Below are 24,208 nucleotides of genomic sequence, written 5' to 3'. Positions count from 1 at the left end.
CAATGACTTTGCAGGCGCCCAAGGGCACCTTCGACTGGCTCCCACCGCGTTCGGAGCGGGCGCTCGCCGTACGCGAGGCGCTGACCGCCCCCGCCCGCCGGGCGGGTTACGGCTACATCGAGACGCCGGTCTTCGAGGACACCGCGCTGTTCGTGCGCGGCGTCGGTGAGTCGACGGACATCGTCTCCAAGGAGATGTACACCTTCGAGGACAAGGGCGGGCGCTCCATCACGCTGCGCCCGGAGGGCACCGCCTCGGTGGTGCGCGCGGTCCTCCAGCACGGCCTGCACAACGGGCAGCTTCCGGTGAAGCTCTGGTACTCGGGCAGCCAGTTCCGCTACGAGCGGGCGCAGAAGGGCCGCTACCGCCACTTCTGGCAGGTCGGCGCCGAGGCGCTGGGCTCCGAGGACCCGGCGCTCGACGCCGAGCTGATCCTGCTGGCCGTCGACGGCTACGCCGCGCTGGGGCTCACCGGGGTCCGGCTGCTGATCAACACGCTGGGTGACAGGGAGTGCCGCCCCGTCTACCGGGCCGCGCTCCAGGACTTCCTGCGCGGCCTCGACCTCGACGAGCCCACCCGGCAGCGGATCGAGATCAACCCGCTGCGCGTGCTCGACGACAAGCGCCCCGAGGTGCAGGAGCGGCTGGCCGGCGCGCCGCTGATCGTCGACCACCTGTGCGGGGCGTGCAAGGCCTATCACGAGGAGGTCCGCTCGCTGCTGACCGCCTCCGGCGTGGCCTACACCGACGACCCCCGGCTGGTCCGCGGCCTCGACTACTACACGCGGACCACGTTCGAGTTCGTCCACGACGGGCTCGGCTCCCAGTCCGCGGTCGGCGGCGGGGGCCGCTACGACGGGCTGAGCGAGATGCTCGGCGGTCCCGCCCTGCCCAGCGTCGGCTGGGCGCTCGGCGTCGACCGCACGGTCCTGGCCATGGAGGCCGAGGGCCTGTTCGCGGGCGACGGCGAACAGGCGCGCGTACAGGTGTACGGTGTGCCGCTGGGTGAGGAGGCGCGCCGCCGGATGTTCCTTCTTGTCACCGAGTTGCGCCGGGCGGGCCTGGCCGCCGACATGTCGTTCGGCGGCAAGGGTGTCAAGGGCGCCATGAAGGGCGCCGACCGCTCGGGGGCGAGCCACGCGGTGATCCTCGGCGAGCGTGATATCGCCGCGGGGACCGCGCAGGTCAAGGACCTGGTCAGCGGAGAGCAGACCGCCGTACCACTCGCTGAGATCGTCACGACGTTGAAGGAGAGACTGGACAAATGATCCGCACGCACGAAGCGGGATCACTGCGCGAGGAGCACGCCGGGCAGCAGGTGACGCTCGCCGGATGGGTGGGGCGACGCCGCGACCACGGCGGCGTGGTCTTCATCGACCTGCGTGACGCCTCCGGCTCCGCCCAGGTGGTCTTCCGCGAGGAGGACGACGCCCACGGCCTGCGCGCCGAATACTGCGTCAAGGTCGTCGGGCAGGTGCGGGTCCGCCCCGAGGGCAACGAGAACCCCGACCTGCCGACCGGTGCGATCGAGGTCGTCGCCTCCGAGGTCGAGGTGCTCAGCGAGTCCGCCCCGCTGCCGTTCCCCATTGAAGGCGCGGCCGGCATCTCGGAGGAGGCCAGGCTCAAGTACCGCTACCTCGACATCCGCCGCCATCAGGTCGCGCACGCCATGCGCACCCGTTCCAAGGCCACCTACCTCGCCCACGAGGTGATGAACGAGCACGGGTTCGTCTACGTCGAGACTCCGACGCTGACCCGTTCGACCCCCGAGGGCGCCCGCGACTTCCTCGTCCCGGTCCGGCTCCAGCCGGGCAGCTGGTACGCCCTGCCCCAGTCGCCCCAGCTGTTCAAGCAGCTTCTCCAGGTCGCCGGGCTTGAGCGCTACTACCAGCTCGCCAAGTGCTACCGCGACGAGGACCTGCGCGCCGACCGGCAGCCGGAGTTCACCCAGATCGACGTCGAGATGTCCTTCGTGGACCAGGACGACGTCATCGCCCTGGGCGAGGTGCTGATCGGGCGCATCTGGAAGGAGACGGTCGGCTACGACCTGCCGGTGCCGCTGCCCCGGATGACCTACCGCGACGCCATGGCCCGCTACGGCTCCGACAAGCCCGACCTGCGCTTCGGCCAGGAACTCGTCGAGATGACGGAGTTCTTCGCCGACACCACCTTCCGCGTGTTCCAGGCGCCGTACGTGGGCGCGGTGGTCATGCCGGGCGGTGCCTCGCAGACCCGCAAGGAGCTGGACGGCTGGCAGGAGTGGGCCAGGTCGCGCGGCGCCAAGGGCCTGGCCTACGTGCTCGTCGGGGAGGACGGCACGCTCGGCGGGCCCGTCGCCAAGAACCTGTCGGAGACCGAGGCGGCCGGCCTGGCCGCCAAGGTGGGGGCCGAGCCCGGTGACGCGATCTTCTTCGCGGCCGGTGCGGCCTCCGCCTCCCGCGACCTGCTCGGCGCGGCCCGGCTGGAGATCGGCCGTCGCTGCGACCTGATCGACGAGTCGGTGTGGAACTTCCTGTGGATCGTCGACGCCCCCATGTTCGAGGAGGACGGCGAGGGCGGCTGGACCGCGGTGCACCACCCCTTCACCGGTCCCAAGCCCGAGTGGGCGGACAACTTCCAGGACCACCCCGGCGAGGCCCTGGCCTACGCCTACGACATGGTCTGCAACGGTATGGAGATCGGTGGCGGCTCGATCCGGATCCACCGTGCCGAGATGCAGCAGCGCGTCTTCGACGTGCTCGGCATCTCCAAGGAGGAGGCGGAGAACAAGTTCGGCTTCCTGCTGGAGGCGTTCAAGTACGGCCCGCCGCCGCACGGCGGCATCGCCTACGGCTGGGACCGGATCTGCATGCTCCTGGCGAGAGGTGACTCCATCCGCGACGTCATCGCCTTCCCGAAGACGGCCTCGGGCTTCGACCCGCTGACCGGCGCGCCCACCCCGATCACGGCGGAGCAGCGCAAGGAGGCCGGCGTCGACAGCAGGCCCAAGGCCGACGCCTGATCCGAGGTCCGCACCAGGAGTGACCGAGGGCCCCCGGACGACGTTCCGGGGGCCCTCGGCGCGCCTGGGGCACGTGGCCCCGGTGGTGCTCTCCGCGGGCCTGTCGGGCATCCTGCGCGGCCGGGCGGAGGGGACCGGGCCTTCCCCGACGGAGCGGGCCCCACGTCCCTTACCCGGCCGCTCCGGCGTCCCGGCTCCCGGGCGGGCGGCCTCGCCCCGAGTCGTACGGGGGTGATACCGCAAGACGCCCCGGCGGTCGGATGACCACCGGGGCGTCTCGCGGGCGGCGGGCCGCCGCGGATCCGGCTAGGAGAGCCGTACGGTCTTGATGATCACCGGGATCTTGGGAGCGTTGGAGCCGCCGTCGCCGGTGATGTCGTCGGGGTTGGTGATCCAGCCGCCCTTGTAGATCTTTTCGAGGATCTCCATGCCCTGGGAGACGACGCCGAAGGGGGTGTAGGCCTTCTCCACCTGGTCGGTCTCGTCGGCCAGCGAGATCCAGAACTGGCTGCCGTTCTGGTTGACGGCGTCGACCGCCTGGGCCACCGCGACCGTGCCCTTGGTGTACGGGATCCCGCCGAGGTTCTCGCTGTCGTAGACGTAGCCCGAGCTGCCCTGACCGTCGGTGGGGTTCTTGCCGTCGGCCTTGGCCTGCGGGTCACCGCACTGCAGCAGGCCCAGGCCGGAGTTCTCCGGGGTGGCCAGGCGGTGGCACTTGGTGTTGTCGAAGAAGTGCTTCCTGGCCAGGAAGGCGAAGGAGTTGACCGTGCAGGGAGCCTGCGCGGTCGCCAGGTCGATCACGACGTCACCGTGGTTGGTGGTGATCGTCATGGTCTTCAACTTCAGGTTGGGCTTGGCCGGCGGCCTGCCCACGTTCTTCATCGGGCTGCCGCTGGTGTCCTTGCGGTAGGAACAGGTCACGGGGGCCGGGGGGGCCGTGCTGCTCGGCTCGGGCGTCGCGACGGCGTCCTCGGACGGTGTGCTGCTCGCATCGGGCGTCGCGGCGGCCTGGACATTCTTGCCGTCACCGCCGAGGAGCCTCACCCCGGCGAACAGGCCTCCCGCGACGACGACCACCGCGATGACCGCTCCGATGACGGCGTTCCGCTTCGACGTGCTCTTCTGCTGCTCAGCACGTTTCGCCTGCCGCTCCTTGTGCTCCCGAGCCAACTGGCTCTGGCGGTCCTCGGCGCTCACCGCTATGTCCTCCAGGATTACTGTTACATGACTACGGACTGGCGGAAAGCGTACCGGCCCTAAGGTGTGCTGCACGTAAGTGGCGGAATTCACCGGATGGGGACAGAGGGGAAAGACCGGGATCTCTTCACACTCTCCATAACCCGTTCATGGTGGGATCCGTACTTGCTGATGACGAGCCACGCACCACCGGAGCGCTCCATGTTCGACGAGATCCTCGGTCTGCCCCTCCACCCCCTGGTCGTCCACGCCGCCGTGGTCCTGACCCCGCTCCTGGCGGTGCTCGCCGCCGTGTACGCGCTGCTGCCCCGTACCCGGCCCGTGCTCACCTGGGCGGTGGTCGGGCTCGCCCCGATCGTGCCGGTGAGCGTCTTCGTGGCACGGGAGAGCGGGGAGTCGCTGGAGGAGGGCCGTTTCGCCTCCGCGGGCGGGCAGGTCGGTGAACGCATAGCCGAGCACGCGAGCTTCAGCATCCCCCTGCTGCTCGTCACCCTCGCCCTCGGGGTGATGTCGCTGGCTCTCGTCCACGTCTCGCGCGGTGACCGGTTCGGCCGTCGGGCGGGGCTGGCCGTCTCGGCGCTGACCGTGGTCCTGGCCGCCGTCGCGCTCTACTACGTGGTGCGGGCCGGGCACAGCGGGGCCGTCACCGTCTGGGCGAACTGAGGCGTAGCCGGGCAGCGGTACTGTCTCAGGAGTGGACAGCCTGTTCGATTCGGCGGCGGAGGAGGCCCATCGCGGCCAGGAGCCCCTGGCGGTGCGGATGCGCCCCAGGAGCCTGGACGAGGTGATCGGCCAGCGGCACCTGCTGGGCTCCGGTACGCCGCTGCGCCGCCTCGTCGAGGCTGAGGCGCCGATGTCGCTCTTCCTCTGGGGCCCGCCGGGCACCGGCAAGACCACCCTCGCCTACGTGGTGGCGGGTGTCACCAAACGCCGCTTCGTGGAGGTCTCCGCGGTGTCGGCGGGTGTCAAGGAGGTCCGTGCGGCCATCGAGCAGGCCCGGCGAGAGCTGGGCATGTCCGGTCGCCAGACCGTCCTGTTCGTCGACGAGGTGCACCGTTTCAACAAGGCGCAGCAGGACGCCCTGCTGCCCGCCGTGGAGAACCGCTGGGTCACCTTCATCGGCGCCACCACGGAGAACCCCTTCTTCTCCGTCATCTCGCCCCTGCTGTCGCGCTCGCTGCTGCTGACCCTGGAGTCGCTGTCGGAAGACGACATCCGGGTGGTGCTGGAGCGCGCCGTCGCCGACCCGCGTGGTCTGGAGGGAAGGGTGCGCCTGGCGCCCGAGGCCGCCGAGCATCTGGTGCGGCTGGCCGGCGGCGACGCCCGCAGGTCGCTCACCTACCTGGAGGCCGCCGCGCTGATCGCCGCCGACGGTGAGGTCACCGTCGAGGTGGTGGAGCGGGCGGTGGACAAGGCGGCCGTGCGCTACGACCGTCAAGGCGACCAGCACTACGACGTGATCAGCGGTTTCATCAAGAGCATGCGGGGCTCCGACGCCGACGCCGCGCTGCACTACCTCGCCCGGATGGTCGAGGCGGGTGAGGACCCTCGGTTCATCGCCCGCAGGATCGTCATCTTCGCCTCCGAGGACGTCGGCATGGCCGATCCCACCTGCCTGCAGGTCGCGGTGGCCGCGGCCCAGGCGGTGGAGTTCATCGGCCTGCCGGAGGGGCGGCTCAACCTGGCCCAGGCGGTCATCCACTGCGCGCTGGCCCCCAAGTCCAACGCGGTGATCAATGCCATCGGCGCGGCCGCCGAGGACGTGCGGCGCGGCAACATCGGCCATGTCCCCGACCATCTGCGTGACGCCCACTACCCGGGAGCCAAGAAGCTCGGCCACGGCAAGGGCTACAAGTACCCCCACGACTTCGAGCATGGCCTGGTCCGTCAGGAGTACGCGCCCGAGGAGCTCAGGGACCGGCGCTACTACCGGCCCACCCGGCACGGCGCCGAGGCGGGCTTCGCCGACCGCTGGTCCAGGATCCGCACCTTCCTGCGCGGAGAGTGACCCGCCGTACCGCTCGCCCGGCCCCCAGCACGCCGCCACGTACGATCTCGCGGGTCGTCCCGCTCCCACTGCCCGGCTCAGGCCCGAGGGCTCACCCCGCCGGGCGGCCCCGCTCCGCGAGCGGGGCGCGCCGGCGCGGGAAGCGCATGGTCAGCAGCCTGGCGCGTGGGGCGACCCGTCCGGCCAGGTTGAACAGGGCCTCGGTGCGCGAGCGGTCGGCGTCGAGATGGGTCAGCTTCTCGGCCCCGAGGGGGCCGAGCTTGCAGCTCCTTGCCGTCGATGGATTCGACGGTTCAGGCCGCGTCGTCGGCAGCGTGACGCACTGCCCGGCGACCGATGTTGATCGCCGCGAAGTAGTCCGCCGGGCCAGCGAGCCCGCACGAAACACACCGGAACCCATCCCGGGTAGGACGGTTCCGTTTGTCGATGTGACCGCAGCCTGGGCAGGTACGGGAGGTGTTGCGCGGGTCCACCAGCCGTACGACCACCCCGGCCAGGGCGGCCTTGTACGCCACGAACGTGCGCAGTTGATGAAAACCCCAGGAGTTCAGGTCGGCACGCTGAGCCTTACGAACCGTGACCCGGTCCCGAATGCCTTGAAGGTCTTCCAGGGCGATCCCGGCGCGGGTGTCTTTGGCCTTGCCGACCAGTTGTTTGGAGATGACGTGGTTGACGTCGCGGGCAAACCGCGACTCCTTACGGCGGCGCCTCTTCAGCAGCCGCTTGGCGGATTTCGTGCCCTTGGCCTGGAGGCGGGCCCGTAGGCGGGCGTTACGCCGCCGCACCGCCCGTACCCCCTTGCCGCTGTAGGACTCACCCGTGGAGTCGGTGGCGAGGTTGACGATGCCCAGATCCACCCCCAGCCACTCCCTCGGCTCCTCCCCCGAGGGTGGAGCGGGCACCTCGACGACCACGGAGAGGAAGAACACGCCGTCGCGATAGACGAGATCCGCCTGCCCCCGCAGGGTCGCTCCTGCACTGTTCAGCCACCGCCCCCGGTAGAGAACGGGCACGACGACCCGGCCGCTCAAGGTGAGGAGACTGATCGAATCTGGGCCTTTCCAGGTGAGGATGCGCGGGTCGTAGGCGACCGCCCCCAGCTGGCGGAAGACCGGCTTGATGGTCTTGTCGCGCTTGTAGGCCTGGCAGGCCTTGGCGATGGAGCGGACGGCCATTTGCGCCGACAGCCCGAACTCCTGGCGCAGGTCGGCGTAGACGAGCTTCTGCAGTACGAGCTTGTTCGCGGTGCGGTGGGCAAAAGCGATCTCGGCTGCCCTAGTGGCGGCGGCGTTGCACGCGCGCATCGTCGCCAGCAGCGCCCGCCCCTGTTCAGGTGAGGGCGCGAGTTTCAGCATCTCCGTCACCAGCACGCACCGAGTCTGTCACTCACCGCTACCGGACGGCACCGTTTTCCGCGTTTCCTCCCCGCCGCGAACGACGGGGCTTCCACGCTGCAATTCCGGTGAACAGGTTGACGCCCAGGTAGAAGGTGATCGCCGCGTAGGCCAGGTCGCGGAGCGACATCGGCCTCTGGGCTTTCCTTCCCCGGTGCGCGCCGAGGGATCGGGGCTGAGGGGCGGTGACCAGCGGGAGATCACCTTCACCCCGCGCCGCTCCCTGGGTATCGGCACCCTCCCGGAAGCGCGCTCGATGACTCTCCGGGGCAAGGAGCGATCCCCAGGGGTTGTGCGAGACCTCAGGCTGCCCACCCGCTCCCTGCTGCAGGTGGTTCTCGCGGGCGGTCTCGGAGTGGTCCTGCCCGTCGCGCTGACCGAGGTCTGGCGGCAACCGGGCTGGGTGCTCGGCCTCCTTGTCCAGGCGCTCGCCGTGCCGCTGCTGCTCGGCGTGGCCGCGGTACGCGAGTTCGCGATCTTCGGAGGCGGCACGCCGCTGCCGTACGACCCGCCCAGAAAGCTGGTGACCGGCGGCCCCTACGGATATGTGCGAAACCCGATGCAGGTCTCGATGGCCGGGACCTGTCTCGTCCTCGGCCTCCTCGACCCGCGGTTCCTCGCCGCGGTGCCGGTCGTCCTCGCCTACGGCGCCGGTCTGGCGGCCTGGCACGAGGGGGAGCAGCTCACCGGCCGTTTCGGCGAGGAGTGGGCGGCCTACCGGCGGGCCGTCCGTCCATGGGTGCCGCGCCTGCGGCCCGTCATGCCGCCGGCCTCGGTGTACGTGTCAGGCGGCTGCGTCGCGTGCTCGGCAGTGGGGAGATGGATCGTCCGCAGGCGGCCCGCGGGGCTGCGGGTGCTGGCCGCCGAGGAGCACCCCTCGGGGCCGCGCCGGATCAGCTACGAGCGCGCGGACGGGCGGGTTTTCCAGGGCGTGGCCGCGATGGCGTACGTCCTCACCCATATCCACCTCGGCTGGGCGCTGGCCGGCTGGGCCCTCATGCTCCCCGGGGTCGACCGGTTCGCGCAGCTGTGCGTGGACGCCTTCGGGTACGGCCCGCGGACCGTGCGCTCCCCGTACGGTACGGAGGGCGGGCCGGGCGCGGCCGCGGGCGCGGAGGCACCGTGAACCCCGTGCGGTCCGAAGAGCGCCAGGGTCCTTCGGAGGCGGGCCTTCCCCGAAAGGACCGGCCGGCCCCGAAGGCGTGGTCCGGTCGCGCGCGGTAAGTGAGGATGAGTGATATCGGGCACGATAGGGTTTTGCCAATCCACCCGACCATGGCCGGGGTCACCTATGAGGGGACGGGTCCGCACATGCTTACCGCAGGAGAGGTCGCGGGGCTGATCGTCGCGATGGCCTGGGCGATCCTGGTCTGTTTCATGGCCGTCGTCATGGTCAGGCTGGCCCGCCTGCTCACCGAGACCACCAAGATGGTCTCCCAGCTGGGCGACCGCGTCGTGCCGCTGCTGGAGGACGTGTCGGCCGCCGTCGGCGAGACCAACCGTCAGCTGGTCGCCATCGAGGCGATCACCAGGGACGTCAAGCAGGTCAGCGGGCACGTGGCCAAGGTCAGCGACGTCACCCAGAACCTGGTCACCGGGCCGCTGATCAAGGTCGCGGCCCTCACCCACGGTGTCCGCCGGGCCGTGGGTGCCCGCAGGCGCGCCAGGCCCGCCGCGCAGGCGCTGGAAAGGCGGCGGAGATGATCCGCAGGCTGTTCTACATGGGCCTGGGCGCGTTCGGCGCGCTGTGGGTCATGCGTAAGCTTCAGGCACTGCACCCGAACCATCTGGCCCGCCGGGCCGTTCGGAACGCGGGCGGGGTCCTGGAGCAGGCGCGGGATCTCGCGGAGGACGCCCTGCGGGGCGCGGCCGAGCGGGAAACCGAGTTGCGATCCAGGTTCGGGCTCGACACTGTGGAAAACCCCTATCACTCCAACGTAAAGGATGGCCGCTGACATGGAGTCGGCAGAGATCGCCCGCCGCTTCCTGCGCTTCTTCGAGGAGCGTGGGCACACCGTTGTGCCCTCGGCCAGCCTCATCGCCGAGGACCCGACACTGCTTCTGGTCAACGCGGGCATGGTGCCCTTCAAGCCCTACTTCCTGGGCCAGCAGAAGCCGCCCTACAAGCGGGCCACCAGCGCGCAGAAGGTCGTCAGGACCCTCGACATCGACGAGGTCGGCAAGACGACCAGGCACGCCAGCTTCTTCCAGATGCTCGGAAACTTCTCCTTCGGCGACTACTTCAAGGAGCAGGCGATCCCGTTCGCCTGGGAGCTGCTGACCAAGCCCGAGTCCGAGGGTGGGTTCGGCTTCCCCGAGGACCGCCTCTGGGTCACCGTCTACCTCGACGACGACGAGGCCGCCGACATCTGGCACAGGAAGGCCGGAGTGCCGCTGGAGCGCATCCAGCGCCGTGACCTGGCGGACAACTACTGGCACATGGGCGTGCCGGGTCCTGGCGGGCCGTGCAGCGAGATCTACTACGACCGCGGTGCCGAGTACGGGCGCGAGGGCGGCCCGATCGTCGACGAGAACCGCTACCTCGAGGTGTGGAACAACGTCTTCATGCAGTTCCAGCTCGGTGCGGTCCGCAGCAAGGTGGACTTCGACATCGTCGGCGAGCTGCCGGCCAAGAGCGTCGACACGGGCATGGGCCTGGAGCGCATGGCGGCGATCCTGCAGGGCGTCGACAACATCTACGAGATCGACACCACGTACAAGATCCTTGACCGGGCCGCGGAGCTCACCAAGACGCGTTACGGCCGCGACGAGCGCGCCGACGTCTCGCTGCGGGTCATCGCCGACCACGTCAGGACCGGCGTGATGCTCGTGGCCGACGGGGTGCTGCCCTCCAACGAGGGCCGGGGATACGTGCTCCGCCGCATCCTGCGCCGTGCCATCCGTAACCTGCGCCTGCTCGGCGCGGGCGAGGAGCGCTACATGCACGAGCTCACCGCGGTGACCATCGATGTCATGGGCCGGCAGTACGCGGAGCTCAAGGCCGACGCCCCGCAGATCCACGGCGTCATCGACGCGGAGGAGGGGTCCTTCCTCGGCACCCTCCGCACCGGCACCGCGATCTTCGACGTGGCGGCCGAGGAGACCAAGCGCAAGGGGCGGGGCACGCTCGCGGCCGACCAGGCCTTCCAGCTCCACGACACCTACGGCTTCCCGATCGACCTGACCCTGGAGATGGCCTCCGAGCAGGGGCTGCAGGTCGACGAGGAGGGCTTCCGCCGGCTGATGAAGGAGCAGCGCGACCGGGCCAAGGCCGACGCCGCCTCCAAGAAGACCGGCAACGCCGACATCTCGGTCTTCGGCCAGCTCCTGGAGAAGGCCGGCAAGGTCGAGTTCCTCGGCTACGACCACGTGACGGCCGAGGCCGAGGTCGCCGGCCTCCTCGTCGACGGCGCCTCCGTCGCCGCGGCGGGCGCGGGTACGACGGTCGAGGTCGTGCTGAGCCGCACCCCGTTCTACGCCGAGGGCGGTGGCCAGCTCTCCGACCAGGGCCTCATCCGCACCGGCGGGGCCGAGGTGGAGATCGTGGACGTGCAGTCCCCGGTCGCCGGCCTCGTCGTGCACCGGGGCAAGGTCCGTACCGGGGAGATCCGGGTGGGCGAGACGGCCCAGGCCGAGATCGACGTCGAGCGGCGCCGGGCCATCTCCCGCAGCCACACCGCCACCCACCTGGTGCACCGGGGCTTCCGCAACGCGCTGGGCGAGACCGCGGCGCAGGCCGGTTCCGAGAACTCGCCGGGCCGCTTCCGCTTCGACTTCACCGCCGCGGGCGCCGTGTCGCCCAGCGTGTTGCGCGATGTCGAGGATGAGGTCAACGCGGTCCTGATCAACGACCTGCGGGTCAACGCCTTCCACACCTCCCAGGCCGAGGCCCGCGCGATGGGCGCGCTGGCCCTGTTCGGTGAGAAGTACGGCGACACCGTCCGCATCGTCGAGGTCGGTGAGTACTCCCGTGAGCTCTGCGGTGGCACCCACGTCGCCAGCTCCGGGCAGCTGGGCCTGGTCAAGGTGCTGGGTGAGGCCTCGATCGGTGCGGGGGTGCGCCGCGTGGAGGCCCTGGTCGGCCTCGACGCGTTCCGCTTCCTGGCCAGGGAGAGCGTGCTCGTCGCCCAGTTGTCGGAGCAGCTCAAGGCGCGCAGGGAAGAGCTCCCCGAACGCGTCGAGGGCATCGTCACCCGGTTGCGCTCCGCGGAGAAGGAACTGGCCACGTTGCGCTCGGCCCAGGCGCTCGCCGGTGCGGGGGAGATGGCGGGAAACGCCCGTGATCTGCATGGAGTCTCCGTTGTGACGCACCGTGCGCCTGATGGAACATCTCCTGATGATCTGCGTAAACTCGCACTCGACGTGCGCGGCCGGTTCCCGAGCGACCGCGCTGCGGTCGTCGTCGTCGCCGGTGTCCCCAATGACCGGCCGGTCGTCGTGGCCGCGGTCAACGAGGTGGGACGCGATCGTGGCCTGAAGGCCGGCCGTCTGGTCGGCGTCGCCGCGAAGGCACTCGGAGGTGGCGGTGGCGGTAAGGATGACGTCGCTCAGGGAGGCGGTGTGCGTCCCGAGGCGATCGACGAGGCGCTCGCGGCCGTCGACCAGGCGATCACACAGACGCTCACCTGATGGGGAACGACACTCTCGAGCCGCGGCCGGTACGAGGGTGGAGACAGAGATGATGAGAAACGGCATTCGGCTGGGCGTCGATGCCGGCTCGGTCCGTATCGGCGTGGCCAGAAGCGATCCCTCGGGGTTGCTGGCCACGCCGGTGGAGACCGTCCGGCGTGGCAGGGGCGACCTCGACCGGCTCGCGGAGATCGCGGCCGAGTACGAGGTCGTCGAGGTGGTGGTCGGCCTGCCGACCTCGCTCTCCGGGCGCGAGGGGCAGGCGGCGGCCGTCGCCCGTGACTTCGCGAACCGGATCGCACTCCGGTTGGCGCCCGTCCCGGTGCGGATGTTCGACGAGCGGTTGACCACCGTCACCGCCCAGCAGGGACTGCGGGCCAGCGGGGTGAAGGCGAAGAACCAGCGCGGTGTGGTGGACCAGGCTGCCGCCGTCGTGCTGCTCCAGGCGGCGCTGGACGCCGAACGCGCCACCGGCAGGCCTCCCGGCAGCCCTGTCGCGCCACCGGGCGGCGGGACCGTTCGGTGAGCCGTCCGCGGCCGATATGGCTGTTGGTGGCCGGGGCGACGGTGCTCGCCGCCGTCGCCGGGACGGCGGCCGGGCTCGTCGTGGTCCGCCCCTATCTCATGCCCGCCGACTTCGAGGGGCCGGGGTCCGGCACGGTCGTCGAGATCTCCGAGGGGGCGAGTGCCGGTGCGATCGGGCCGGCGCCGGCCGACGCCGGAGTGGTGGCAAGTGCCAGGGCGTTCGTCAGGGCGTTCGTCAGGACGGCGGAGGAGCAGGCCAGGACGGGCAGCCTGCACCCCGGCCACTTCAGGCTCCGCTTCCCCGCCACCTACGAGATCGAGCCCGGCACGACCGCTCAGGACGTGCCGGTCGCGATGGTGGAACGTTACAAACAGGCCGCCGAGCAACTCGACCTCAAGGAGCGGGCCGCCAGGAAGCGGTTGACCCCCCTGGAGGCTGTCACGATGGCGAGCATCGTCCAGGCGGAGGGTGGGCGGGACCCGGACTATCCGAAGATCGCTAGAGTGATCTACAACCGGATCAGGGCAGGAACGCCACTTCAACTGGACACCACGGTGCTGTACGCGCAGGGGCGCAGGACCCTGGAGGTGTCCGAGAAGGACACCGAGGTGAGGTCTCCGTACAACATCTATCGCAGACCTGGCCTGCCCCCCGGACCCATCGCGAACCCCGGGGAGAAGGCGTTGATCGCGGCACTTCGGCCAGATCAAGGTGATTGGTTCTGGTTTGTAACCACAGATCCGGAGCATAGAATCACGAAATTCACTGACAAAGAGAGTGAGTTTGTGAGATACCGGGAAGAGCTGAACAGATACCTCGGGAAGCGTTGATGCCCGGCGGAACACCCCCCGTTCCGCCGCATGCGGCGCCCCGTACCCGCGAACCAGACGATCACTTCCGGAACACCGGAAGGTCTGGCCGGGTGCTTTCCTTCGGTTTGGCACACCCGCTTGACGCCAGGCCGTCCCTAGCGGGAGATTGGCCAGCGCCTCTATGAACGATCTCGATATGGACTTCCTGGTCGGCTCCGACGACGAAGGTCGGCCGGGCCGAAGATCTCGCGCGTCCTCAGGACGCGACTCCGGTGGCCGGCGTGGCCGGCGCAGGAAGCGCCGTCGTAACCGGGGCGGCTTCCTCGCCCCCATGCTCGCGGTCATCGTGCTGTTCGGCGGCATCGGTGCCGCCGGCTTCTACGGCTACACCTGGGTCCGCGACGTGATGACCCCGGACGACTACACCGGACCCGGGTCCGGCGAGGTCGTCGTGGAGATCAAGGACGGCCAGAACGCCTCCGACGTCGCCCAGACCCTGGAGGAGCAGGGCGTGGTGAAGAGCGTCAAAGCCTTCGTCAACGCCGTTGCCCAGGCGGGCAAGAGCTCCTCCCTGCAGCCTGGCGAATACAGCATGCGCAAGCAGATGGCGGCCGCGGAGGCCGTCAAGCTTCTCGATCCGGCGAAGCGGCTGCTGGAGAGGGTCACCCTCAAGGAGGGGCTGCGCCTGAGCGACACCCTCAAGCAACTCGCCGAGAAGACCGGCAAGCCGCTCAGGGAGTTCCAGCAGGCGGCCAAGAACAGCCGGAAGCTCGGCCTGCCGTCCTACGCCAGGGGCAGGCTGGAGGGCTACGCCTTCCCGGCCACCTACGACATCAGGCCCAAGATGACGCCCTCCGACATCCTGGTCGCGCTGGTCGAGCGCTTCACCCAGACGGCGGAGAAGGACGACCTGCAGGGTAAGGCCAAGGAACTCGGGCACACTCCGCACGAGATCATGACGATCGCCAGCATCGTCCAGGCCGAGTCCGGTACCAAAGAGGACATGGGCAAGGTGGCCCGGGTCATCTACAACCGGCTCGACGGCAATCCCCGCCGCAAGCTGGAGATGGACAGCACGGTGATGTACGGGCTGAACAAGTACGGCATCGAGTCCTCCCACAAGGATCTTGAGAGTTCCTCGCCCTACAACACCTACAGGTTCGAGGGCCTGCCTCCCGGACCGATCGCCAACCCGGGAGACGACGCCATCCAGGCGGCGCTCAACCCCACCAAGGGGGACTGGGTCTGGTTCGTGACCACCTGCCCGGCGCGGCAGATCACCAAGTTCGCCTCGACGGAGACGGACTTCTTCGCGCTCAAGGCCGAGTACGAGAGAAACAAGGGGAACGGATGCTGAGAGCGGCGGTCCTGGGGTCGCCGATCGCCCACTCGCTCTCCCCGTACCTGCACCGCGCCGCCTACGAGGGCATGGGCCTGCACGACTGGCGCTACGAGGCGATCGAGTGCGACGAGGCCGGGCTCCCCGGCCTCCTCGACGGGCTGGACGCCGACTGGGCGGGGCTCTCGCTCACCATGCCGCTCAAGCGGGCCGTGCTGCCGCTGCTCGACACCGTCTCGGAGCTCGCACTCCAGGTGGGTGGGGCCAACACGGTGATCCTGCGCGACGGCGCCCGGCACGGGGACAACACCGACGTGTACGGCATCGTCCGGGCGCTCGCGGAGGCGGGCGTGGCCCCGCCCGCCTCCGCGACCGTCCTCGGCGGGGGCGCGACGGCCTCCTCCGCGCTGGCCGCCCTGCGTGAGCTGGGTCTGGGCGAGGCGACCCTCGTGGTCCGTGACCCGTCCAGGGCGGCGGAGACCGTCGAGACGGCCGAGCGGCTGGACATGAGCCTGACGGTGCAGACCTTCGACAAGCTCGACACCGCGCTGGGGGTCGACCTGGTCGTCTCGACCCTGCCCTCCGGCGCGGCCGACGGTTTCACCGAGTCGCTGGCGGACGTGCCGGCGCTCTTCGACGTGGTCTACGCACCCTGGCCCACTCGACCGGCGGCGGCGGTGGCCGAGCGGGGCGGGACTGTCGTCGGAGGTTTCCCGATGCTCCTGCACCAGGCCGTCCGGCAGGTCGAGATGATGACCGGCCGCGCGGACGTGCCGGTGGAGGCGATGCGCGAGGCGGGGAAGAGCGAGATCGTCAGGCGTGCCGCCTCGACGGAATGATTCTGGGTGAGCATGTCGTTGTGGTAGAGTGACTAATCGATCGGTCCGGCGTTCCTGCTGGACGCGCAAGCGGAGGTCATCCTCCCACCTCGTCGGCCGCAAGGCTGACAGGTCAGGATCACACCGGGTAGGTTTCCGGCGAGCTTAACGGCATAAAGCCTTCGAGTTCATGTGGCCCCGCATGCGTGACGTGCGGGGCATCTTGCGTTCGACGCGCCTTTATCGGGTGCGTGTTCTGCGACTTCCCGGCACGATCGAGCATGTTGCGACCTTTCGTAAGAAAGGTCGCGGATCGCAACCTAGGAGGCCCCATCAGCGCCGAGCCCCGCATCAATGACCGCATTCGCGTGCCCGAGGTCCGCCTCGTGGGCCCGAACGGCGAACAGGTGGGCATCGTCTCCATCGGCGATGCTTTGAAGCTGGCTCAAGAAGCCGACCTCGACCTGGTCGAGGTCGCGGCGACGGCTCGCCCGCCAGTGTGCAAGCTCATGGACTACGGCAAGTTCAAGTACGAGTCCGCGATGAAGGCACGCGAGGCGCGCCGTAACCAGGCGTACACCATCATCAAGGAGATCAAGCTCCGGCCGAAGATCGACCCGCACGACTACGAGACCAAGAAGGGTCACGTGGTGCGGTTCCTCAAGGCCGGCGACAAGGTCAAGGTCACCATCATGTTCCGTGGTCGGGAGCAGTCCCGGCCCGAGCTGGGCTTCCGGCTCCTGCAGCGACTGGCGGAGGACGTGACGGAGCTCGGCTTCGTCGAGTCCCAGCCCAAGCAGGACGGCCGAAACATGATCATGGTGATCGGCCCGCACAAGAAGAAGGCTGAGGCCAAGGCCGAGAAGGCGGCGGCCAAGGCGCGGCATGACGAGAACCCCTCGGGGGACAGGTCGCCGGCCGGCGGCGAGACGCACGTCAACGACGAGGTGTCCGTCAACGGAGCGGTGGCTGCCCCGCAGGAGTAACTCGCATAGCCTGGATCGTCAGGTAGTCGCGATATCACGTCGAGACCGGGTCCGGTCTCGTAGTCAGGCATGCCCTTGACTTGGGTTACCGGCCCGGGACATCGGCACGATCGAGGGAGAGACGGCTGAGATGCCGAAGATGAAGACGCACAGCGGTGCGAAGAAGCGGTTCAGGCTCACGGGTTCCGGCAAGCTTGTGCGCCGCCGCGCCAACCGTGCGCACTACAACGAGCACAAGCCGTCCACCTTGACGCGTCGTCTCAAGCCCGAGGTCGTGCTCTCCGACGCCGACTCCAAGAAGATCAAGAAGCTGCTCGCTAAGTAACCGCCCCCGGGGAGATAGATACACATGGCACGCGTGAAGCGGGCGATCAACGCCAAGAAGAAGCGCAAGGTCGTTCTCGAGCGGGCGAAGGGCTATCGGGGTCAGCGTTCCAGGCTGTACCGCAAGGCCAAGGAGCAGATGCTCCACTCGATGACGTACGCCTACCGCGACCGCAAGGACCGCAAGGGCACCTTCCGCCGTCTCTGGATCCAGCGCATCAACGCCGCTGCCCGCCAGAACGGCATCACCTACAACAGGCTCATCCAGGGCCTGCGGCTCGCCTCCATCGAGGTCGACCGCAAGATCCTCGCTGACCTCGCGGTCAACGACGCCGCCACGTTCGCGACGCTGGTCGAGGCCGCCAAGAAGGCGCTCCCGGCCGACGTGAACGCGCCGGTCGCCGGCTGAGCGAGACACTGACGACCATGCGGTCCGCAGCGGTGACGCTGCGGACCGCATTCGCATTCTTGGGGGACGGGCATGGCCGGGTCTGAGCTGACCAATATCAAGTCACCGCGGGTCAAGGCCGCGCGGAGGCTGACCAAGCGGGCTTTCAGGGACCGCGACCGCTCCTTCTTGGCAGAGGGGCCACAGGCGGTCCGTGAGGCGCTGGCGCTGGACGGCGTCGTGGTGGAGCTGTTCGCCACCGCCGAGGCCGAGTTGCGCCACGCCGACGTCATCGCCGCCGCCACCGCCGCGGGGGTGCCCCTATTCCGGGCCAGTGGCGAGGTCATGGCCGAGCTGGCCCAGACCGTCACCCCCCAGGGACTGCTGGCCGTGTGCCGCTTCGTGCACGTGCCCCTGAACGACTCCGTCACCTCCGACGCCAGGCTGGTGGCCGTGCTCGCCCACGTTCGCGACCCCGGCAACGCGGGCACGGTGCTGCGCACCGCCGACGCCGCGGGTGCCGACTCGGTGGTCTTCACCGACGCCTCGGTCGATCCCTACAACGGCAAGTGCGTGCGGGCCAGCGCGGGCAGCCTGTTCCATCTCCCGGTCACCACGGGTGTCCATGTGACCCGGGTCGTGGAGCACCTGAAGGGTTCCGGGCTGCGGGTGCTCGCCGCCGACGGCGCGGGCAAGCAGACCCTGGACGACATGGACCTGTCCGGCCCGACGGCCTGGATCTTCGGCAACGAGGCCTGGGGGCTTCCCGAGGAGATTTTGGAGTTGGCCGACGACGTCGTCCGGGTTCCGATCTACGGGCGGGCCGAGAGCCTGAACCTCGCGACCGCCGCCGCGGTCTGTCTGTACGCATCTGCCCGGTCTCAGCGCACCGGTCCCGGCGCCAGGTGACGCCCCCCGCCTCGAGGCTGCCGTACGACGCGGGAAACCCGCTATTGTCGGCCATGTAGCGTCGAGGAGGCGGGGTCGTGCACGGCGAACACACCGGCGAGCGGAGCACCGATCCCGCTTCTGTGATCGACGTCGACGAGCTTCCCGACGGCCTCGTGGTGACCGATGGGGACGGCCACGTGCTGACCGTCAACCGGGCCGCGGCCCGGTTGACCGGGGTCACCCGCGAACAGGCCGCGGGGCGGCATCTGCGCGACGTGTTCTCCTTTCACGACCACGACGGGCGCGACTGGTGGAAGTGGCTCGACACCTACGGCGGGTTGCGCACCCGCACCCGCCAGCCCGAGCTGCCGCTGCGCACCCTCGGTGGCCAGGAGATGCTGGTGGCCGCCCGGCTGGTGCGAGAGCCACTGCGGGGCGGCGAGGTGGTCCGGGTGGTCATCACGCTGCGTGACACCGGAGCCCGTGCCCGCCTGGAGCGCAGCCGCGCCGACCTGGTCTCCACGGTCGCCCACGAGCTGCGCTCCCCGCTGACCAGTGTCAAGGGGTTCACCGCGACCCTGCTGGCCAAGTGGACCCGTTTCACCGACGACCAGAAGCTGGTCATGCTGGAGACGGTCAACGCCGACGCCGACCGGGTGACCAGGCTGATCACCGAGCTGCTCGACGTCTCGCGTATCGAGTCGGGGCGGCTGGAGATCCATCGCCAGGTGGTCGACATCCCGGCCAGGATCTCCAAGGTCATCGCGGGGCGGGTGGCGGCGGGTGAGCCGGACGACCGCTTCCTGCTCCAGGTGCGCGGTGAGCTGCCCGAGACCTGGCTCGACCAGGACAAGATCGATCAGGTGCTTGCCAACCTGGTGGAAAACGCGGTGCGGCACGGGCGCGGTACGGTGACAATAGTCGTCGAACCGAGCGAATGGGGAGTGACCGTGTCCGTCCGTGACCAGGGAGAGGGCATCCCGCCCGAGCTGGTCACGCGCGTCTTCCGGCAGTTCTGGCGGGGCAACGCCCGCCGCCGCGGCGGCACCGGGCTCGGCCTGTTCATCGTCAAGGGGCTGATCGAGGCTCACGGTGGCACCATCTCCGTGCAGCGCGGACCCGAGGGCGGCGCCGAGTTTCGATTTATGGTGCCCACCGGCACCCCTGACTTCGCCTGAGCGTGAATGCCAGCCCGGTGGGCTTACCCGACTAGACTCGTGGCCGCTCAAGCCCTGGATTCGGAGCTCTCTCTTGTCAAACTACGACCCGGTCGAGGTGACCCCGCTGCACGCCGACGAGATGGCGCGCATGCAGGCCGACGCGATCGACGCCGTCAAGGCGGCGCGCGACCTCGAAGAACTCAAGCAGGTGCGCCTCGCGCACGCCGGTGACCGCTCACCGATCGCCCTGGCCAACCGCGAGATCGGCGCCCTGCCCCCGGCGGCCCGCGCCGAGGCGGGCAAGCGTATCGGCGGCGCCCGCAAAGCCGTCGCCGACGCTCTCGCCGAACGGCAGGCGCAGTTGGAGGCCGAGCGCGACGAGCGGGTCCTCGTCGAGGAGACCGTCGACGTCACGCTGCCCTCTGGCCGCGCCTCCCGAGGTGCCAGGCATCCGCTGACCACCCTCCAGGAGCGCATAGCCGACGCCTTCGTCGCGATGGGCTACGAGGTGGCGGAGGGCCCCGAGCTGGAGGGGGAGTGGTTCAACTTCGACGCGTTGAACATCTCCGCCGACCACCCGGCGCGCTCGGAGCACGACACCTTCTTCGTGGAGTCCGTCGACTCGGGCAAGGTGCTGCGCACCCAGACCTCTCCCGTCCAGATCCGGGCGCTGCTCAGCAGGGAGCTTCCGATCTACGTGATCTCGCCGGGCAAGGTGTTCCGCACCGACGAGCTTGACGCCACCCACACCCCGGTCTTCCACCAGGTCGAGGGGCTGGCGATCGACGAGGGCCTGACCATGGCCCATCTCAAGGGCACCCTCGACCGGTTCGCCGAGGTCATGTTCGGTGAGGGCATCACCACCCGGTTCCGGCCCAACTACTTCCCGTTCACCGAGCCCTCGGCCGAGATGGACCTGAAGTGCTTCGTCTGCCGCGGTGCCTCCGCGGTGCCGGGAAACCCGTCCTGCCGCACCTGTAAGTCGGAGGGCTGGATCGAGTGGGGCGGCTGCGGCATGGTCAACCCGCGGGTGCTCATCGCCTGCGGCGTCGACCCCGCCCGCTACAGCGGCTTCGCCTTCGGCATGGGCGTCGAACGCACCCTGATGTTCCGCCACAACGCCGAGGACATGCGCGACATGGTCGAGGGAGACGTCCGCTTCACGCTCCCCTTCGGAATGGAGGTCTGATGAAGGTCTCGCTTTCATGGCTGCGGGAGTACGTCGATCTCCCCGCCGTCACGGCGCACGAGATCGCCGAGAAGCTCACCGCGGCCGGGCTCAAGCTGGAGTCCGTCATCTCCTACGGCCACGACATCAAGAACGTCGTGGTGGGCGAGGTGCTCTCCATCGAGACCCTGGAGGGTTTCAAGAAGCCCATCCGCCACTGCCAGGTCGAGGTGGGGGAGGCCGCGCCTCGCGAGATCGTCTGCGGTGCGACCAACTTCGAGGCCGGCGACCGTGTCCCGGTCGCGCTGCCCGGCGCCGTGCTGCCCGGCGGGTTCGAGATCGCCTCCCGCAAGACCTACGGACGCCTGTCGGACGGCATGATCTGCTCGGAGGCGGAGCTCGGGGTGGCCGAGTCCTCCCCGGGCATCCTGGTGCTGCCCGGGGACACTCCGATCGGCGCCGACGTGGTCGAGCTGCTCGGCCTGCGCGACGACGTGATCGAGCTTGAGATCACCCCGGACATCGGCTACGCGCTCTCCATCCGGGGTGTGGCCCGCGAGGCCGCCGCAGCCTTCGACTCGGCGTTCCTCGACCCGGCGGACGTCTCCCCGCCCGTCGCGTCAGGTCCCGCCTACCCGGCCTCGATCGCCGACCCGTCGGCCTGTGACCGCTTCGTGCTCCGCGAGATCCGCGGGTTCGACCCGTCGGCGAGCAGCCCGCTGTGGATGCGCGCACGGCTCACCCGCGCCGGTATGCGCCCGGTCTCGCTGGCCGTCGACGTCACCAACTACGTCATGCTGGAGCTCGGCCAGCCGCTGCACGCCTTCGACGCCGCCAGGCTGACCGGTGAGATCGTGGTGCGCAGGGCCAAGCCCGGCGAGACGCTGGAGACACTCGACCACGTGGTCCGCAAGCTCCACCCGGACGACATCCTGATCACCGACGGGTCGGGTGTGATCTCGATGGCCGGCACCATGGGCGGCCTGCACACCGAGATCTCCGGCGCCTCCACCGACATCGTGATCGAGGCCGCCCACTTCTCCACCAGTGGCATCGCGCGCATGTCGCGCCGGCACAACCTGGTCAGCGAGGCATCCAAGCGCTTCGAGCGGGGCGTCGACCGGGAGCTTCCGCTGTACGCCTCCTGGCGTGCGGCTCAGCTTCTGGCCGAGCTGGGCGGCGGCACGATCCAGCCGGGCGTCACCCACGCCGAGGTGGAGGTCGAGCCGGCCCGGGTCGCCATCCCGAGCGGCTACCCCGGCAGGGTCGCGGGCACCGTCTACGACCGGGAGACGGTGATCCGCCGCCTGGAGCAGGTCGGCTGCGCGGTCGAGAGCTCCGCCACCGAGACCGGCGGCACCGCCGCCGACGGGATCGCCGCGAAGCTCGCGGTCACCGGCGACGACATGCTGGTGGTCACCCCACCCTCGTGGCGGCCTGACCTGACCGACCCGAACGACCTCGCCGAGGAGGTCATCCGGCTGGAGGGCTACGAGAACCTGCCCTCGATCCTGCCCGCCGCCCCCGCGGGTGCCGGTCTCACCGAGAGCCAGCGCCTGCGCCGCCGGGTCGGCCGCTCACTGGCCGCCGCCGGCTACGTCGAGATCCTCTCCTACCCGTTCAGCGGGGAGCGCGACTTCGACAACCTGCAACTGCCCGCCGACGACGCGCGCCGTCTGGCCGTACGGCTGGCCAATCCGCTCAGCGAGGACGAGCCGCTGATGCGGACCACCCTGCTGCCCGGCCTGCTCAAGACGCTGGTCCGCAACGTGGGCCGGGGTTTCGGCGATGTGGCGCTGTTCGAGACGGGCCTGGTCTACCGGCCCTCGCCGGACGCGCCCGCCGTCGCCCCCGTGCTGGGCGTCGACCGCAGGCCGAGCCCGGAGGAGCTGGCCTCGATCGAGTCCGCGCTGCCGGCCCAGCCGCTGCGGGTCGGGGTCGTGCTGGCCGGGGAGTTCGAGCCGTCCGGCTGGTGGGGCAAGGGCAGGGGAGCCGACTGGGCGGACGCCGTCGAGGCGGCCCGGGTGGTGGCCGCCGAGGCCGGCGTCACCCTCGACGTCCGCGCGGACCGGCACGAGCCCTGGCACCCGGGCCGCTGTGCCGCGCTGTACGCCGGTGACGTGCTCGTCGGCCACGCCGGCGAGCTGCATCCGCGCGTGGTCGAGGCGTACGGCCTGCCTCCGCGCACCTGCGCGATGGAGCTGGAGCTGACCCGGCTGGAGCAGTCGCCGGTCGGCCGGCCGCAGGCGCCGGCGATCTCCGGCTACCCGGTCGCGAGTCAGGACGTCGCGCTCATCGTCGACGCGGCGATCCCGGTGGCCCCGGTGGAGGCGGCGCTGCGCGAGGGCGCGGGCGAGCTGCTGGAGTCGATCCGGCTGTTCGACGTCTACGCCGGTGCCCAGGTGGGCGAGGGCAGGAAGTCTCTCGCCTACTCCCTGCGCTTCCGGGCGGCCGACAGGACGCTCACGGTGGAGGAGACCACCGCGGCCCGTGACGCGGCCGTGGCCCTGGCCGCCGAGCGCACCGGGGCGCGGTTGCGCGGCGCCTGACCGGCGACTGAGGGGCTCGGGACACATCCCGAGCCCCTTTCATCGCTCCGGACCGGGATTCCCGCCGGTCCGGAACCTTCATTCCGCCCCATGGCCCGGCCACGGGCGGATCTTCCCTCGGGAGGGACGATGAGGCATCTGCTGGTGTTCGCCGAGCGCGACGCCGCCGAGGAGGTCGCCGAGATCGTGGCCGAGGAGTTTCCGATGATCGGCGTGCCTGCCGTGGTCAGGGAGACCCTCGCGGGTGAGGACGACGCCGAGGACGCACAATGGCTCGTGGTGGTCGAGGACCCCGCCGAGACCCTCACGCCGGAGGGCCTGGCCCGCCTGGACACCCTGCTCGAGGATCGCGACGGCTGGCGCGAGACCGGGTGACGGTCGGCCAGGTGCCGCGTCACGAGGGGCGTGGGCTCCGACCGGAGGACTCAGAGTTTGTCGATCTCGGTCAGCTCGATGTCGATGTCGAAGGGGGCCGAGATCTTGAGCCGGTCGTGGTGGATGCCGGTGAGAACATAGGACCGGGCGACTGGGTCGAGTTCGTAGACGTAGACCGCCGACCTTCCCGACTGGTTCTCGACCAGCCAGAAGTGCGCGATGCCCGCCTCGGCGTACAGCGTCGGTTTGCGGTCGCGGTCGCGCCGCTCGGAGTCCGGCGAGACGACCTCCACGGCCAGCACGACGTCCTCCGCCCGGTAGAAGGTCTGTTCCGGGCTGTGCTCGGCGGAGGCGTGAATGACGCTCATATCGGGCTCGGGCCGCTGCTGCCTGCCCAGCACGACGCTCATCTCCCGGCGCGCGCGGAGATCTTCCGGCATGGTTCGACGGAGGCCAGCCTCCAGGAGCCACATGGTACGTGTGTGAAAGGAAGCCTGAGGACTCACGAAGACCAGGCTTCCATCGATTAACTCTGTGTGCGCGGGCAATTGCGGAATGCGATCGAGATCCTCGGCGGTGAATCCCCCCGGCGGAGGGAACACCCAGTCGGGCAGCGAGGACTCCGTCATCTCGGGGCTCCGTA

The 24,208-nt window shown here is 69.8% G+C and carries 23 protein-coding genes; 20 read left to right on the top strand and 3 right to left on the bottom strand.

Annotation, left to right across the window (positions count from 1 at the left end):
• Positions 1-2: 2 nt before the first annotated feature.
• Together hisS and aspS are read left to right on the top strand one after the other, a co-directional pair.
• On the top strand, positions 3-1,268 hold the full coding sequence (gene hisS / locus ABT130_RS19100) for a histidine--tRNA ligase (protein ID WP_350956960.1): 1,266 nt from the start codon (positions 3-5) through the stop codon (positions 1,266-1,268).
• On the top strand, positions 1,265-3,001 hold the full coding sequence (gene aspS, locus ABT130_RS19095) for an aspartate--tRNA ligase (RefSeq protein WP_350927292.1): 1,737 nt from the start codon (positions 1,265-1,267) through the stop codon (positions 2,999-3,001). The genes hisS and aspS overlap by 4 nt, the downstream gene beginning before the upstream one ends.
• A gap of 306 nt (positions 3,002-3,307) precedes the next feature.
• On the opposite strand, the gene ABT130_RS19090 is transcribed toward aspS, so the two are convergent.
• Positions 3,308-4,198 carry a peptidylprolyl isomerase gene (locus ABT130_RS19090; protein WP_350956958.1) on the bottom strand — a complete coding sequence of 297 codons (891 nt, stop codon included), beginning with the start codon at positions 4,196-4,198 and terminating at the stop codon, positions 3,308-3,310.
• 201 nt (positions 4,199-4,399) lie between these two features.
• Between ABT130_RS19090 and ABT130_RS19085 the strand changes: the two genes are divergently transcribed.
• On the top strand, positions 4,400-4,861 hold the full coding sequence (locus ABT130_RS19085) for a DUF2231 domain-containing protein (protein WP_350927296.1): 462 nt from the start codon (positions 4,400-4,402) through the stop codon (positions 4,859-4,861).
• A gap of 31 nt (positions 4,862-4,892) precedes the next feature.
• Positions 4,893-6,206, top strand: coding sequence for a replication-associated recombination protein A (locus ABT130_RS19080; RefSeq protein ID WP_350927298.1), 1,314 nt, complete (start codon positions 4,893-4,895; stop codon positions 6,204-6,206).
• Positions 6,207-6,499: 293 nt separating this feature from the next.
• Here the strand turns inward: ABT130_RS19080 and ABT130_RS19070 are convergent, their stop codons facing one another.
• Entirely contained in the window at positions 6,500-7,576 is a 1,077-nt protein-coding gene (locus ABT130_RS19070; RefSeq protein ID WP_350956956.1) for an RNA-guided endonuclease InsQ/TnpB family protein, read from the bottom strand.
• 178 nt (positions 7,577-7,754) lie between these two features.
• On the opposite strand from ABT130_RS19070, the gene ABT130_RS19065 reads away from it, so the two are divergent.
• The 16 genes from ABT130_RS19065 (at position 7,755) to ABT130_RS18990 (ending at position 23,565) form a co-directional block, all read left to right on the top strand.
• Positions 7,755-8,726, top strand: a complete 972-nt coding sequence (locus ABT130_RS19065) for a hypothetical protein (protein ID WP_350956954.1) — start codon at positions 7,755-7,757, stop codon at positions 8,724-8,726.
• Positions 8,727-8,857: 131 nt separating this feature from the next.
• Entirely contained in the window at positions 8,858-9,304 is a 447-nt protein-coding gene (locus ABT130_RS19060; RefSeq protein ID WP_350927306.1) for a DUF948 domain-containing protein, read from the top strand.
• Positions 9,301-9,555, top strand: a complete 255-nt coding sequence (locus ABT130_RS19055; protein ID WP_350927308.1) for a hypothetical protein — start codon at positions 9,301-9,303, stop codon at positions 9,553-9,555. The genes ABT130_RS19060 and ABT130_RS19055 overlap by 4 nt, the downstream gene beginning before the upstream one ends.
• Before the next feature lies 1 nt (position 9,556).
• Positions 9,557-12,229: an alanine--tRNA ligase gene (gene alaS, locus ABT130_RS19050; protein ID WP_350956952.1), complete on the top strand. Its 2,673-nt coding sequence runs from the start codon at positions 9,557-9,559 to the stop codon at positions 12,227-12,229.
• Positions 12,230-12,281: 52 nt separating this feature from the next.
• The gene (gene ruvX / locus ABT130_RS19045) at positions 12,282-12,755 is read left to right on the top strand and encodes a Holliday junction resolvase RuvX (protein ID WP_350927353.1); all 474 of its coding nucleotides are present in this window, start codon (positions 12,282-12,284) and stop codon (positions 12,753-12,755) included.
• The gene (gene mltG / locus ABT130_RS19040) at positions 12,752-13,585 is read left to right on the top strand and encodes an endolytic transglycosylase MltG (RefSeq protein ID WP_350956951.1); all 834 of its coding nucleotides are present in this window, start codon (positions 12,752-12,754) and stop codon (positions 13,583-13,585) included. Before ruvX ends, mltG (ABT130_RS19040) begins: the two co-directional genes overlap by 4 nt.
• A 163-nt stretch (positions 13,586-13,748) precedes the next feature.
• Positions 13,749-14,924: an endolytic transglycosylase MltG gene (mltG, locus tag ABT130_RS19035; protein WP_350927314.1), complete on the top strand. Its 1,176-nt coding sequence runs from the start codon at positions 13,749-13,751 to the stop codon at positions 14,922-14,924.
• Positions 14,918-15,745 carry a shikimate dehydrogenase gene (locus ABT130_RS19030; protein ID WP_350927316.1) on the top strand — a complete coding sequence of 276 codons (828 nt, stop codon included), beginning with the start codon at positions 14,918-14,920 and terminating at the stop codon, positions 15,743-15,745. The genes mltG (ABT130_RS19035) and ABT130_RS19030 overlap by 7 nt, the downstream gene beginning before the upstream one ends.
• Positions 15,746-16,092: 347 nt before the next feature.
• Positions 16,093-16,710, top strand: coding sequence for a translation initiation factor IF-3 (gene infC, locus ABT130_RS19025; RefSeq protein WP_451935649.1), 618 nt, complete (start codon positions 16,093-16,095; stop codon positions 16,708-16,710).
• A 130-nt stretch (positions 16,711-16,840) separates the two neighbouring features.
• Positions 16,841-17,035 carry a 50S ribosomal protein L35 gene (rpmI, locus tag ABT130_RS19020; RefSeq protein WP_030920046.1) on the top strand — a complete coding sequence of 65 codons (195 nt, stop codon included), beginning with the start codon at positions 16,841-16,843 and terminating at the stop codon, positions 17,033-17,035.
• 24 nt (positions 17,036-17,059) lie between these two features.
• Positions 17,060-17,443: a 50S ribosomal protein L20 gene (gene rplT, locus ABT130_RS19015; protein ID WP_012892552.1), complete on the top strand. Its 384-nt coding sequence runs from the start codon at positions 17,060-17,062 to the stop codon at positions 17,441-17,443.
• 72 nt (positions 17,444-17,515) lie between these two features.
• Positions 17,516-18,331, top strand: a complete 816-nt coding sequence (locus ABT130_RS19010; RefSeq protein WP_350927321.1) for a TrmH family RNA methyltransferase — start codon at positions 17,516-17,518, stop codon at positions 18,329-18,331.
• Between the two features lie 77 nt (positions 18,332-18,408).
• On the top strand, positions 18,409-19,491 hold the full coding sequence (locus tag ABT130_RS19005) for a sensor histidine kinase (RefSeq protein ID WP_350927323.1): 1,083 nt from the start codon (positions 18,409-18,411) through the stop codon (positions 19,489-19,491).
• A 121-nt stretch (positions 19,492-19,612) separates the two neighbouring features.
• Positions 19,613-20,662, top strand: a complete 1,050-nt coding sequence (gene pheS, locus ABT130_RS19000) for a phenylalanine--tRNA ligase subunit alpha (protein ID WP_350956993.1) — start codon at positions 19,613-19,615, stop codon at positions 20,660-20,662.
• The gene (pheT, locus tag ABT130_RS18995; protein ID WP_350956949.1) at positions 20,662-23,190 is read left to right on the top strand and encodes a phenylalanine--tRNA ligase subunit beta; all 2,529 of its coding nucleotides are present in this window, start codon (positions 20,662-20,664) and stop codon (positions 23,188-23,190) included. The genes pheS and pheT overlap by 1 nt, the downstream gene beginning before the upstream one ends.
• A gap of 129 nt (positions 23,191-23,319) precedes the next feature.
• Positions 23,320-23,565, top strand: a complete 246-nt coding sequence (locus tag ABT130_RS18990; RefSeq protein WP_350956947.1) for a hypothetical protein — start codon at positions 23,320-23,322, stop codon at positions 23,563-23,565.
• A gap of 50 nt (positions 23,566-23,615) precedes the next feature.
• On the opposite strand, the gene ABT130_RS18985 is transcribed toward ABT130_RS18990, so the two are convergent.
• Entirely contained in the window at positions 23,616-24,194 is a 579-nt protein-coding gene (locus ABT130_RS18985) for a Uma2 family endonuclease (protein ID WP_350956991.1), read from the bottom strand.
• Between the last annotated feature and the right edge of the window lie 14 nt (positions 24,195-24,208).

This window comes from Streptosporangium sp. NPDC001681, assembly GCF_040298085.1.
GTDB lineage: Bacteria > Actinomycetota > Actinomycetes > Streptosporangiales > Streptosporangiaceae > Streptosporangium.
The sequence above is the reverse complement of the archived record's forward strand: the minus strand, read 5'-3'. Positions and strand labels throughout refer to the sequence as shown.

Bases quoted from the DNA above. Each gene is read 5' to 3' on its own strand.
- pheS (WP_350956993.1), top strand. From the start codon at position 19,613: ATGGCGCGCATGCAGGCCGACGCGATCGACGCCGTCAAGGCGGCGCGC.
- ABT130_RS18990 (WP_350956947.1), top strand. From the start codon at position 23,320: ATGAGGCATCTGCTGGTGTTCGCCGAGCGCGACGCCGCCGAGGAGGTC.
- alaS (WP_350956952.1), top strand. From the start codon at position 9,557: ATGGAGTCGGCAGAGATCGCCCGCCGCTTCCTGCGCTTCTTCGAGGAG.
- ABT130_RS19010 (WP_350927321.1), top strand. From the start codon at position 17,516: ATGGCCGGGTCTGAGCTGACCAATATCAAGTCACCGCGGGTCAAGGCC.
- ABT130_RS19030 (WP_350927316.1), top strand. From the start codon at position 14,918: ATGCTGAGAGCGGCGGTCCTGGGGTCGCCGATCGCCCACTCGCTCTCC.
- ruvX (WP_350927353.1), top strand. From the start codon at position 12,282: ATGAGAAACGGCATTCGGCTGGGCGTCGATGCCGGCTCGGTCCGTATC.
- ABT130_RS19085 (WP_350927296.1), top strand. From the start codon at position 4,400: ATGTTCGACGAGATCCTCGGTCTGCCCCTCCACCCCCTGGTCGTCCAC.
- mltG (WP_350927314.1), top strand. From the start codon at position 13,749: ATGAACGATCTCGATATGGACTTCCTGGTCGGCTCCGACGACGAAGGT.
- rpmI (WP_030920046.1), top strand. From the start codon at position 16,841: ATGCCGAAGATGAAGACGCACAGCGGTGCGAAGAAGCGGTTCAGGCTC.
- hisS (WP_350956960.1), top strand. From the start codon at position 3: ATGACTTTGCAGGCGCCCAAGGGCACCTTCGACTGGCTCCCACCGCGT.
- aspS (WP_350927292.1), top strand. From the start codon at position 1,265: ATGATCCGCACGCACGAAGCGGGATCACTGCGCGAGGAGCACGCCGGG.
- pheT (WP_350956949.1), top strand. From the start codon at position 20,662: ATGAAGGTCTCGCTTTCATGGCTGCGGGAGTACGTCGATCTCCCCGCC.
- rplT (WP_012892552.1), top strand. From the start codon at position 17,060: ATGGCACGCGTGAAGCGGGCGATCAACGCCAAGAAGAAGCGCAAGGTC.
- ABT130_RS19055 (WP_350927308.1), top strand. From the start codon at position 9,301: ATGATCCGCAGGCTGTTCTACATGGGCCTGGGCGCGTTCGGCGCGCTG.
- ABT130_RS18985 (WP_350956991.1), bottom strand. From the start codon at position 24,194: ATGACGGAGTCCTCGCTGCCCGACTGGGTGTTCCCTCCGCCGGGGGGA.